This window comes from Paracholeplasma manati (genome assembly GCF_025742995.1).
Classification (GTDB): Bacteria; Bacillota_I; Bacilli_A; order Acholeplasmatales; family UBA5453; genus Paracholeplasma; species Paracholeplasma manati.
On sequence record NZ_JAOVQM010000001.1, the window covers coordinates 365,897 to 378,351 of the forward strand.

Sequence of the window (12,455 nt, forward strand, 5' to 3'; positions counted from 1 at the left end):
CGATATTGATTGAATTAAATCGTAAAAACAGGGGGTTTCTATACTAAATTAAAGACATCTATATGTTATAATTATTATGTCATTTAAACTGAGGTCCATCATGAAAGAAACAGAAAAGCAAATATTATTAGCAGCAACCAAACTATTTTCCGAAAATGGGTATGCAAATACGTCCACGAAGAAAATAGCGGATGCTGCTGGGGTCAATGAATTGACCATCTTTAGACAATTTAAAAGTAAGAGTAACCTTTTACAAGCCGTGATTCATCACCATGCCTTTGAAGGATATATTGTAGATAAGATTGCACATCTCATTACCAACGATGTGAAGAAGGACATTGAAATTTTTACACATACGTATTATCTATTTTTAAAGAACAATATTAAGATGTATTTAATTCAGGTTAGAGAAACGGATGACACGTCAAAACGCTTCACAAATACCATCGATTACACGGCTTTTATGAAGAAATACTTTCAACAAAAGAAAGAAGAAGGCACATTTGTTGGTGATCCCAATTTGATCTCTACATCGATTGTTTCAATGGTTATGGGCATATTTACGCTCAAAGTATACGCACCTGAAATCTATCACGATACAGATTATCATGATTTAATGAATATCTTCATAGAAAATTTGATTAAGCTTTACACGAAATAAATAAGTTGCGAAAGTGACTTATTTTTTTATCACATTTTTTTCATGAAAACGCTTGTATTTTTAAAATGGCGTACGTATAATGTAAGTAAGTGCTTACATGTATTATGAAGAAAGGAAGGTATGTAATGAAGCAAAAATTAATCTCAACAAAGGATTTTGTTGCGAAAATCCACGATGGCGCAAGCATCATGGTTGGTGGGTTCATGAACATCGGAACACCTGTTGGAATCATTGAAGAAATCCTCAAATCCGATTTAAAAGACCTCACCATCATTTGTAATGATGCAGGCTTACCGGGGGTTGGTGTAGGTAAACTCATCGATGCAGGTAAAGTCAAAAAATTGATTGCATCACACATCGGGTTGAATCCAACCGCAGGTAAGAAGATGCAAGCCGGTGAAATGGAGGTCGAACTCGTTCCTCAAGGCACCCTGGCAGAACGCATTCGTGCTGCAGGTGCAGGCTTAGGTGGTTTCTTAACCCCAACCGGTAGAGGTACCATTGTTGCTGAAGGGAAACAAATCATTCAGTACGAAGGTCAAGATTATTTATTAGAAAGACCACTCAAGGCTGATGTCGCTATTTTATTAGGACATCAAGTGGATCAAAAAGGGAACACCATTTACAACAAAACGATTCGTAATTTCAACCCAATCATGGCTACCGCCGCCACTTTGGTCGGTGTCGAAGCCAGAACAGTCGTTGAAATAGGCGCATTGAATCCAGATTCGATTCATACCCCACACATTTTTGTGGATTATATTATGGGAGGTAATGACAAATGATGAATCCAAAAGAACTCATCGCACGTCGTGTCGCTAAAGAACTTAACGATGGCGACGTCGTCAATCTAGGTATTGGATTACCGACCATGGTAGCGAATTACGTACCCAAAGATAAAGACATTACATTCCAATCTGAAAATGGAATGTTAGGCTTAGGTCCTGCGCCTGTACAAGGCCAAGAAGACTTTGATTTGACCAATGCAGGTGGTTCACCTGTCACGATGACCAATGGGGGGGTCTTCTTTGACAGTGCAACATCGTTTGGGATCATTCGAGGTGGACATGTGGACGCCACAGTCTTAGGCTCACTTCAAGTAGATGAAGAAGGCAGCATCGCAAACTGGATCATTCCTGGCAAAATGGTGCCAGGCATGGGCGGCGCGATGGATCTACTGGTAGGGGCTAAAAAAGTCATTGTTGCGATGCAACACACATCCGGGGATGCACTCAAAATATTGAAGAAATGCACACTCCCACTCACGGCATTTAAAGAAGTAAACCTGATTGTCACTGAATACGGTGTAATGGAAGTCACCCCACAAGGCCTTTTATTAAAAGAAATAGCCGAAGGTGTTACCGTAGAAGACATTCAAAAAATCACTGAGCCGACTTTGATCATCAGTGAAGATTTAAAAATTATGGAGATATAGGAGAAAAAAATGAAAAAGTTATTCATGAAAGTAGTAAATGGCTTCAAACTAGCTTTTGAAAAAACGACTTCGGGTTCCGTTAAACTCGTTGAAAAGTTTTTACCAGATCCATTCATTTTCGCTATCGCATTAACATTCGTTGTTGTTATCATCAGTTTCTTCGTTACTAAGACTCAACCTCTAGGCTTGGTTCAAGCATGGTATGGTGGATTCTGGAGCTTATTAGCATTCGCTATGCAAATGGCTTTAATCTTAGTTACAGGAACCATACTTGCTACAGCGCCATTATTTAAAAAAGGCTTAGGCTGGTTAGCAAGCATTCCTAAAAACAGATTTACAGCCATTATTATGGTATCCGTTGTTTCATTACTCGCATCCTTCATTAACTGGGGATTCGGTTTAGTCATTGGTGCGATTTTCGCTAAAGAAGTGGCTAAGAGAGTTAAAAACATTGACTACCCTCTATTGGTTGCTACCGCATATGCCGGTTTCGTTATTTGGCATGCCGGTATGTCCGGGTCAATCCCACTAGCACTTGCAACCGCTGGTGCAGCCCTTGGCACAGCTACCGGTGGTGCTGTTGTTGACCCTATCGCAACCTCACAAACCATTTTCTCAATGTTCAACTTAGTCATCGTTGGCGTCATCGTCGTTACATTACCGTTCTTGCTTGCAGCGATGCATCCAAAAGGCGATAAGATTAAGACTGTTGATCCAAGATTGTTAGAAGATGAACCAGAACCTGCTAAAAAACCTAGAAGTGAAATGACACCAGCTGAAAAACTAGAAAACAGCTATGTCGTTAACTACTTGTTAGCAGCGATGGGTTTCGCAGTCATCATTAAGTTCTTTATGGACTATGGTTTCAATCTAAACTTAAATATCGTAATCTTTATTTTCTTATTTGCAGCAATCGCGTTACATGGTACACCAATCGCCGTCGTTAGAGCCGTCAACAGTGCAGCTAAATCGACCGGTGGTATCATCTTACAATTCCCATTCTATGCAGGTATTATGGGGCTAATGACCACTCAAGGGCCTACAGGTGTTTCACTTGCTGGCGCTATCTCTGATTTCTTCGTCAATGTGTCTAATGAAACCACATTCCCATTATTCTCATTCCTATCCGCAGGTATCGTTAACGTATTCGTACCTTCTGGTGGCGGTCAATGGGCAGTTCAAGGTCCAATCATGATGCCAGCCGGCGCAGCTTTAGGCGTAGACGCAGCTAAAACAGCGATGTCTATCGCGTGGGGTGACGCTTGGACCAACATGATTCAACCGTTCTGGGCATTACCAGTCTTAGGTATTGCTAAACTTGGTGCGAAAAACATCATGGGTTATTGCTTAATCGTCTTGTTATATACAGGTTTAATCATCGGTTTAGGCTTACTCTTATTATAGGGTAACGTCTATGTCGAAAGTATATATTGTCGCGGCTAAAAGAACCGCTATTGGTACATTTTTAGGATCTCTATCCAATGTATCACCAGCATACTTAGGCGCGGCTGTTGTCAAACAAATCGTCGAAGATGTACAGGTAAACCCTGTACACATCGATGAAGTTATTTCTGGTAACATTTTACCTGCGGGTCAAGGACAAGGTGTGGGTAGACAAGTTGTTATTAGGGCTGGTTTTCCTGATTCTGTCGTAGGCTATGGCGTATCCATGGTCTGTGGTTCTGGGATGAAAGCCATCATGGATGGTTATCTAAAGATTTCTGCAGGCTGGGCGAATCTCGTGATTGCTGGTGGTACAGAATCGATGAGCCAAGCGCCGTATCTGATTCCTTATAAAACCAGAATAGGCGCGAAGATGTCCAACTTTGAAGTGGTTGACCACATGATTTATGACGCACTCATCGATGCCTATGATGGCATTCATATGGGCATTACCGCTGAGAACATTGTGGATAAACATCAACTATCCAGAGAAGAACAAGACGCTTTCGCGTTCGCTTCTCAACAAAAAGCCATTCAAGCAGTGGATTCCGGCCGTTTTAACGATGAAGTCGTTCCACTTGAAGTCAAAATGGGTAAAGAGACTGTTTTATTTGATAAAGATGAATATCCAAATCGTAAGACTTCTCTTGAAAAGTTAGCGTCCTTAAAACCAGCATTTAAAAAAGATGGCAGTGTCACTGCCGGAAACGCCTCTGGTATCAATGATGGTGCAGCGTATGTCATGCTTGCATCCGAAGCGGCGGTAAAACAATACAACCTCACCCCACTCGTTGAAGTTGTGGGTGTTGACCAAGCAGCGATTGATCCCAAAGTCATGGGCTTAGGTCCAGTACACGCGATTAAAAATGTTTTAAAAAGAACAAATACCGATATTAAATCATTGGATTTATTGGAACTCAATGAAGCCTTCGCTGCACAAAGTCTAGGCGTCATTAAAGAATTATCCGAAGATTTACATGTCGATAAACAATGGTTTTTAGAAAGAACAAACGTCAATGGTGGTGCCATCGCTTTAGGACACCCTGTTGGTGCGAGTGGTGCGAGAATCGTGGTTACTTTGATTCATGAAATGAAGAAAAGACAAAGCCAACAAGGTTTAGCATCTCTATGCATCGGCGGCGGGATGGGTACAGCTATTATCTTAAAAAACGTATAATCTATATTTGAATTTTTACCCCCAGATTTAAGCAGAAAAGGATGGAATCCCTTAACTCACTTCCATCCTTTTTTCTTTTATTACATAGACCAAAAGTACAGGGATAAACAAGCATTTTTATATTATGATATAACGGACTCAAGAAGAATATATAACGAGGTATTTAAATGAATCGATTATTTAGAGATATGTGCAAAAATGATGGTCTAAGACAACGGTTTATGATTTCAATATCGGCGATTCAAGTCGTCTTTTCAATCATTGTCATGATCATCCTCAACATTCAACCCATCCTATGGGTGAATGTATTTGGATTAGTATCTTTATTGATGAGTTTTTATGTCATTAAACAAAAACGAGCCTACATTTTATATGCAGCATTTACCTTATATGCATCAGGGTCTATTCTTTTTACGACTCGATTCTTAGAAAAAGGGTACGGCTTTGTCTATTACCTCATCGTCATCATTCCATTTGGATTCGTCATTCTTTATGATATTGTCTCATTCAAGAAGATGGTTATGAGTACGATGGCTGGATCACTCATCGCACTCATCACCTATGTCCTTTATCATCTATTGATTAATGAGTATCAACCCGTATCTGGGGGTAGTCCACTATTTCAAGAAGCGGTGTTATACATCAATATCTTTATGATCATGGTATTATTGTTCGTATTCAGCCTAATGTTTTCCTTTAGATTAGAATGTTCAAAAGAACGTGAAAAACTCATGCGGGACCAGTTATCTTATGAAGCGAGTCACGATAAACTCACCAGGTTATACAATCGAAAATTTATTGACACACTGATTGAACCTATTCAAAGAGCCGTTGGTGAGGTTTACATCATTCTAGCGGATCTAAACGACTTCAAAAAGATCAACGATACCTATGGTCATAGCGTGGGTGATCAAGTATTGTTCGATGTCACTAACAGAATACAAAAACACTTACCAAAAGAAGCTTATGCTTTAAGATGGGGTGGTGAAGAATTCATCGTTGTATGCTTAAATCAAAACCAAGAAACCATTCAAACCTACATCCATGAAGTCAAACAATCGATTGAACAAATTCGATATACGGAATACCCAAATCTATCTATTTCAATCGCTATGGGTTTATCCAACTATAATCCAACTCAAACCATTGACCAAACCATTCAAAAAGCAGATCATGCGATGTATCAAGACAAAAAAGAATATAAAGGATTGAATAGATGATACACCTAAGCTGATATGATTCCCTAAAAGTAGACACTACAAATAATTAAAGTTGTAGAAGTTTACAGAGAAGGAAGCATATCAGACCAGGTGTTTTTTTATTCATTATGCGTTACAAAATTCGGTGTGTTAATCCATTGTTTTATTATATATATTTACAAAAAATAGAGTTAAAAATTAAAATATAAATGCGAAAAAAGATGTTATGAAAACAATCACTAACACCCAACTTTTATAACAGCCACAAAGAAATCAGTCTAGCCAATGATACACCTCTAATAAAATAGTTAAAAACATCTAATTGGCAGGGATTGACATAGTTATTGACTGTGATAAAAACCAGACACACCTATAATCATAGATTTATCTATGACAATTCAACTTTGTAAGCGCTTAAATTTCTTCTTTACAACCGGTTACACATCGGTTATAATAGAAATGAGAAAATCGATTTTCTAATCTTTTATTGAGGTCGTCTTGTGGAAAAAGTAACCGTATATACTATTGCAAAAAACTTAGGGGTGGCACCCAGCACTGTATCTAAAATATTGAGACATACAGGTAATTTTTCCGATGACTTAAGATTAAAGGTATTGGCTTATATCAAAGACATTGGGTATGTGCCCAACGCGTCTGCACGCGTCTTAAAATCGCGCAAAAGCTGGACCATCGGTGTGATATATACCGAAGAATCCAAAATTGGACTAGAACACCCATTGTTTTCAAACATTTTACAAACCTTTAAAGACAGTGTCGAAAGAGAAGGCTATGATATCAGTTTTATCGTTAGACAAATTGGGGATAACCATATGTCCTATTTAAACTGGTGTAAAAATAAAAAAGTCGATGGCGTATTGATTGTCGTGGGTTCCCCATATAACCCTGAAGTCATTGAACTGGTTAATAGCGATATCCCATGCGTTTCCACCGATATTGTTAAAGAACATCTACACACCATCATCAGTGATAATCGACAAGGCATTGAGTTGTCGATTAATCACGCCTTAGAATTGGGCAAAAAACGCATTGGTATGATTACGGGTCCGTTAACAGCAACCCACTTATTATATCGATTCAATGTATACAAAGAAGTACTCAAAGAAAAAAACATCCCGTTTGATGAAAAAATAGTTATTTCATCCAAAGGCTTCGGTTTCAATAGTGGCTATGAAGCCGCCACCATCCTGCTCGATCGAAACGAAGAAAAACCCGATTTATTATTGGTTGGGTCAGACATCCTCGCCTTCGGTGCGATTCAGGCGATAGTTGCGAAAGGGTTACGTGTGCCTGAAGATATTGCAGTCATCGGGTATGATGACATAATTTTTGCGAGCATGGCCAGACCAAGTTTAACAACCATTAGACAAAATACAAAAGAAATCGGAAAAGTCGCCGCTGAAGTGTTACTCGACATGATTGAAAACAACAAACCCAACCACACCGCCATCACACGGATCCCGGTTGAGCTAATCAAAAGACAGACAACATAACGATACTTACCTCCGTTTAGGTACGACCTAAATGCCCGTAAGTATTATTATGCATTTATAAGAAAATCGATTTTCTAATCGAGAAACGAGGCATAAATTCATGGAAAAAAACTTTAGTAGACGATTAACCCTCAACACCAATTTTGATGTGATTGTGGTTGGTGGCGGTCCTGCCGGTATTACTGCAGCACTCGCATCAAGCCGTGAAGGTGCTAAAACTTTATTGGTAGAAGCGACCTCAGCCCTCGGTGGGATGAGCACCACTGGTTTAGTCACCTCATGGTGTCCATTCTCGGACCGAGAAAAAATGATTTATCGTGGGTTGGCAGAAAAAATCTTCCACCTATCGAATCAAGGGTTACCACACCTTAAAAAAGATGTGTTGGATTGGGTTGCCATCAATCCAGAACATCTCAAGGTTGTTTATGATGATTTGATGATTCAATATGGGGTCTCCGTATTATTCAACACACAGTTGGCAGCTGTGGATACCCATGAAGATGTTGTTGAGTCAATCATTCTAAGCAATAAAGCGGGACTAACCGCCTATCAAGCAAAAACATACATTGATACCACGGGGGATGCTGACTTAGTCGCGTTCGCTGGGGGTGCGTTTATGAAAGGTGACGATTGGGACGGTGAATTACAATCGGCTACCCATTGTTTCATCTTAAGCAATGTCGATACATACGGCTTTGAAAATGGACCTTGGTTAAATAAAGCCAATAAGAATAGCCCCGCTTATAAAATCAAAGACGATGAAGCCTTTGATTTAATTGAAGATGCACACATCTGTGCGAAATTGTTGGGTCCGGATACTGTGGGATTTAATGCCGGACACATCAAAGGTGTCGATAATACCCTACCTGAAAGCAATTCAAAAGCGTATATGACAGGTCGAAAAATCGCAGCCCAATTACGCGATGGCTTAAAGAAGTACTACCCATCCGCGTTCTCAAATGCTTTCCTAGCTTCAACAGCCACACTGATGGGCATTCGAGAATCTCGTCGTATTGTTGGAGACTACGTACTGACGGTTGAAGATTACGCCGAAAGAAAAAGTTTTGAAGATGAGATTTGTCGAAACAGTTATTTCTTAGACATCCATCACCCCAAAGAAGATGAAGACCCAGAAAGAAAAGCCTATTACGATCGTATGAGACTCGTCAAACACTATGGTAAAGGCGAATCTCATGGGATTCCATACCGCTGTTTAATCCCTAAAGATTTTAAAAACGTATTGGTCGCTGGTCGTTCCATTTCAGTCGAACGCATAGTTCAAGGCTCAGTACGTGTCATGCCGGTGGCTTTAGTCATGGGCGAAGCGGCAGGGGTAGCTGCGGGACTAGCCATCCACCACAACGGTGAAGTTCGTAACGTCGATGTCCAAAAGATTAGACAACGACTCATCGAAGAAGGAGCGTATTTGATATGATTAATAAAATAACCCTGTGGATTATGCTCATCACTTTTACAACAGTCCTGTGGGGATGCCAAAACAATCCAACCAAACCCATCCCAGAACCGACACCGCTCGAAGATTCTCCAGAACCATCCTTAGACACCAGAATGGCATCTGTCTATGAAGATGAACGTATCATCATTGATAATACCAATCAAGAATTGATGTTTAAACAAGCCAGTACTTATAAATACAACGCTGGCAGTACAGCGATTGGTGCGAATTTCATTTCATCTGAAAAAGGGACGGCATTTGAAGCCACCTTCACACCGAATATTGAAACAGCTGGGTATTATAAAATCTACATCAACTTCCCTGAATTTGAACAAGCCTATGATCAAGTCCCACTGGTGGTGACTTATGAGGGTGGTGCGAATGTCGATGATACCAAGGCTGTCAATCAAACCATCAATGCAGGCTATTGGGTCATGGTGGGTACATATTACCTAACTACGGGTAAAAATAACAAAGTCCAAATACTACCGGTAGAAAATCAATACGTTTTGGTGGATGCGATGATGTTCGAACTGTCCAGTGAGAATGACGTCCTACAAACCGAAACCAAACCAGTGTTGATTGAACCTTATGAACCCTCATCGGTTACCAACATTTTGAAAACCCATGATCAAAAACTGAGACTATCGGTCAATGGCGAAGAATTCTTCGTCAAAGGTGTCAATGGCATCGATGAACTAGAACTCATCGCTGAAGCCGGTGGAAACTCAGTTAGAACCTATTCCACCGATGCTTTACAGGATGGTGCATTGCTCGATCGTGCCCATGAACTAGGCATCAAAGTCGTCATTGGATTATGGATGAATCATGAATCGGGTAGTTTCACCTACGCGAACAACCCAGATAAAGTGGAACAACAATATCAAAAATTGATTTTAGAAGTAGAAAAATACAAAAAACACCCAGCAGTCTTAGGATGGGCAGTTGGGAATGAAGTCGACATTTCGACTTCACTCAACATGAGAGCCATCTATGACGCGATGAATCAAATAGCGAAATACATCCATGAATCGGATCCTTATCACCCAACGATGGCAGTTTTAGCCGGGTCATCCCCGCTTAAAATTGGTTCGATTAGACGATTCGCACCACATATCGATATGATTGGGATTAATACCTATAGTGCCATCGGCAATGTCGCCAACAATATTTTAGGTTGGAAAGGCCCTTACCTCATTACCGAATATGCGTTGAATCAACCGATGGAAACCAAACTAAAAACATCTTGGGGCGCCATCATTGAACCCAAATCCATCGATAAAGCAGACCTGTATTATGAACGTTATCAACAATACATTTATGGTAAACGCGATGAAGGTGTCGTCGGATCCTATGTATTTAAAGATACCGGCAGTTTTAGAGTCACACACACCTGGTACGGCATCATTCTAAATGGTAAACGCACCGCTGCATTTGAAGGGGTTAAAGCCGGTTTCTTTGAAACAGAGCGTATCCCTACCCTACAAATTGATGAAGTGAAGATCAACAATCAAACCAGTCTTCAAAACGTCATCTTAGAAAGCGGTACAGCTAATATTCAAGTCACTACCTTAAATGAATCTGGCAACATCAAGTATACTTACGAAGTCAGAAAGGATGTAGGGCTCAGTGTCAATACAGACCCTAGCCCACAACCAAGTTTCACCTTCGTAGAAGATAATGCAAAAAACAATGTGACCATGACCATTCCGGAATTTCCAGGGAATTATCGATTGTTTGTGTACGTTGAAAACGACACACACATCTCATCATATTCCTTCCCATTCCAAGTATCTGGGGACCCATTCATTTTAGAAGAACAACCCGGGGTTCAAATCGTATCCATCAAGAGTGAGATTGGCTATGTCGAAACCGGTACCTTCTCAAGCAGTACTAACCGTTTTTATGATGGATTCCTTACCCGATTCACCAGGGTCTTAGGCAATTACGCCACCTTTACACCGGACCTCGAACCAGGCAAGTATGAAGTATTTTATTACAACCTATCGGAAGGCTTAGGTCAGACCGATGATAACCAAATTGAAATCAATATCTATTACGCCAACGGGGCTAAAGAAACCATTATCTTGGGTGTGACCACCACATCTGAAGGTTGGGTTAGCCTAGGCGAATACAGCTTCAATGCCGATGGTTTAGAATACGTGACCGTTGTGAAAATGATCGATGGAACCAAAGTAGTGAGAACAACCGCGATCGCATTTTTACCCAAAAATTAAAGGAGATAGCCATGTATACATTAAAAACAAAACAAATCCCATTGAATCAAGCGTATGACGTCATTGTGGTCGGTGGTGGTCCAGCGGGATGTACCGCAGCCGCATCAGCCGCGAGAGAAGGGGCTAAAACACTATTGATTGAAGCCACTTCCAGTCTAGGTGGTATGGGCACCTCTGCTCTAGTACCTGCTTGGACCCCGTTTTCGGATAAAGAACAAATCGTTTATAAAGGCTTAGCAGAAAAAGTCTTTGAAGAAACCAAACGAGGCATGAAACACATCAAACCAGACGCCGTTGACTGGGTAGCGATTGACCAAGAACGCTTAAAACGCGTGTATGACGATTTGGTCATCAACAGTGGCGCTGACATCATCTTCAATACATTTGTATCCGATGTTGAAGTTGAAAACGGGAATTTAACCACGTTGATTGCTTCCAATAAATCGGGACTCACCGCGTATCAAGCCAAAGTATTTGTCGATACGACAGGCGATGCCGATTTAGCCACATTCGCAGGGGCACCGTTTGAAAAAGGTGACGGTACAGATGACACACACCTTCAACCAGCCACCCTTTGTTTCATTTTCAGCAATGTCGATATGTTGGGGTATCAAAGCGTTGGTAGATTGCACGCCGATAACCCTAAATCCATTGTCCACAAAATTTTAGCAGAGAAAAAGTACCCACTGATTCCTGACGGTCACGTGATTGGCACCATTGTGGGTCCTGGTACCGTGGGATTCAATGCAGGCCATATTTCTAAAATGGACAACACCAAACCAGAAACCATCACTAAAGGCTTATTGTTAGGCCGTAAGATGGCTGAAGAATTCAGATTAGCACTTAGAGAATATGCGCCTGAAGCCTATGGCAATGCACATTTGGTGATGACAGGGCCTCTATTAGGCATCCGTGAAACCAGACGTATCGTTGGAGATTACAAACTAACGGTCGATGACTATTTTGAACGTAAAACGTTTGAAGATGAAGTGTGTCGAAATGCGTACTTCATCGATGTTCATGATTCGATCCACGCAGCAGAAGCCAAAGGCAAACTACAACGCTATGGTAAAGGCGAATCTCACGGGATTCCATACCGTTCGTTGATTCCGAAAACGTTGAATAACGTCTTGGTAGCCGGTAGAAGCATTTCTTGTGAAAGAATGGTTCAAGGATCGGTACGTGTCATGCCTGTCTGTTTAGCGATGGGCGAAGCGGCTGGTATGGCTGCGGCTCATGCCACCAAAACTGGCAACGATGTTCGTAAAATCGATGTACAACACTTAAGAAAAAGACTACTTGAAGAAGGCGTCTATATCAAATAAACATACAAAGG

General features: G+C 40.8%; 10 protein-coding genes. All 10 read left to right on the top strand.

Features of this window, described 5'->3' with window-relative positions:
- The first annotated feature begins 100 nt into the window (after positions 1-100).
- Positions 101-661, top strand: coding sequence for a TetR/AcrR family transcriptional regulator (locus N7548_RS01550; RefSeq protein ID WP_263607637.1), 561 nt, complete (start codon positions 101-103; stop codon positions 659-661).
- Between the two features lie 125 nt (positions 662-786).
- Positions 787-1,446 carry a CoA transferase subunit A gene (locus N7548_RS01555; protein ID WP_263607638.1) on the top strand — a complete coding sequence of 220 codons (660 nt, stop codon included), beginning with the start codon at positions 787-789 and terminating at the stop codon, positions 1,444-1,446.
- Positions 1,443-2,096, top strand: a complete 654-nt coding sequence (locus N7548_RS01560) for a 3-oxoacid CoA-transferase subunit B (protein WP_303645778.1) — start codon at positions 1,443-1,445, stop codon at positions 2,094-2,096. The genes N7548_RS01555 and N7548_RS01560 overlap by 4 nt, the downstream gene beginning before the upstream one ends.
- Positions 2,097-2,105: 9 nt before the next feature.
- Positions 2,106-3,500 (top strand): short-chain fatty acid transporter, encoded by a 1,395-nt coding sequence (locus tag N7548_RS01565; protein WP_263607639.1) that lies wholly within the window; start codon positions 2,106-2,108, stop codon positions 3,498-3,500.
- A 10-nt stretch (positions 3,501-3,510) separates the two neighbouring features.
- Positions 3,511-4,716 (top strand): acetyl-CoA C-acetyltransferase, encoded by a 1,206-nt coding sequence (locus N7548_RS01570; RefSeq protein ID WP_263607640.1) that lies wholly within the window; start codon positions 3,511-3,513, stop codon positions 4,714-4,716.
- Positions 4,717-4,883: 167 nt separating this feature from the next.
- Complete coding sequence (locus tag N7548_RS01575) at positions 4,884-5,936, top strand: GGDEF domain-containing protein (RefSeq protein WP_263607641.1); 1,053 nt, start codon at positions 4,884-4,886, stop codon at positions 5,934-5,936.
- 479 nt (positions 5,937-6,415) lie between these two features.
- Positions 6,416-7,426, top strand: a complete 1,011-nt coding sequence (locus N7548_RS01580) for a LacI family DNA-binding transcriptional regulator (protein WP_263607642.1) — start codon at positions 6,416-6,418, stop codon at positions 7,424-7,426.
- A gap of 100 nt (positions 7,427-7,526) precedes the next feature.
- A complete protein-coding gene (locus N7548_RS01585; RefSeq protein ID WP_263607643.1) occupies positions 7,527-8,861 on the top strand; it encodes an FAD-dependent oxidoreductase in 1,335 nt (444 codons plus the stop codon).
- Complete coding sequence (locus N7548_RS01590) at positions 8,858-11,119, top strand: golvesin C-terminal-like domain-containing protein (protein ID WP_263607644.1); 2,262 nt, start codon at positions 8,858-8,860, stop codon at positions 11,117-11,119. The genes N7548_RS01585 and N7548_RS01590 overlap by 4 nt, the downstream gene beginning before the upstream one ends.
- 11 nt (positions 11,120-11,130) lie before the next feature.
- Positions 11,131-12,444 (top strand): FAD-dependent oxidoreductase, encoded by a 1,314-nt coding sequence (locus N7548_RS01595; protein ID WP_263607645.1) that lies wholly within the window; start codon positions 11,131-11,133, stop codon positions 12,442-12,444.
- Positions 12,445-12,455: the final 11 nt, after the last annotated feature.

Coding starts and splice junctions, on each gene's coding strand:
- N7548_RS01550 (WP_263607637.1), top strand. CDS start 101: ATGAAAGAAACAGAAAAGCAAATATTATTAGCAGCAACCAAACTATTT.
- N7548_RS01555 (WP_263607638.1), top strand. CDS start 787: ATGAAGCAAAAATTAATCTCAACAAAGGATTTTGTTGCGAAAATCCAC.
- N7548_RS01560 (WP_303645778.1), top strand. CDS start 1,443: ATGATGAATCCAAAAGAACTCATCGCACGTCGTGTCGCTAAAGAACTT.
- N7548_RS01565 (WP_263607639.1), top strand. CDS start 2,106: ATGAAAAAGTTATTCATGAAAGTAGTAAATGGCTTCAAACTAGCTTTT.
- N7548_RS01570 (WP_263607640.1), top strand. CDS start 3,511: ATGTCGAAAGTATATATTGTCGCGGCTAAAAGAACCGCTATTGGTACA.
- N7548_RS01575 (WP_263607641.1), top strand. CDS start 4,884: ATGAATCGATTATTTAGAGATATGTGCAAAAATGATGGTCTAAGACAA.
- N7548_RS01585 (WP_263607643.1), top strand. CDS start 7,527: ATGGAAAAAAACTTTAGTAGACGATTAACCCTCAACACCAATTTTGAT.
- N7548_RS01590 (WP_263607644.1), top strand. CDS start 8,858: ATGATTAATAAAATAACCCTGTGGATTATGCTCATCACTTTTACAACA.
- N7548_RS01595 (WP_263607645.1), top strand. CDS start 11,131: ATGTATACATTAAAAACAAAACAAATCCCATTGAATCAAGCGTATGAC.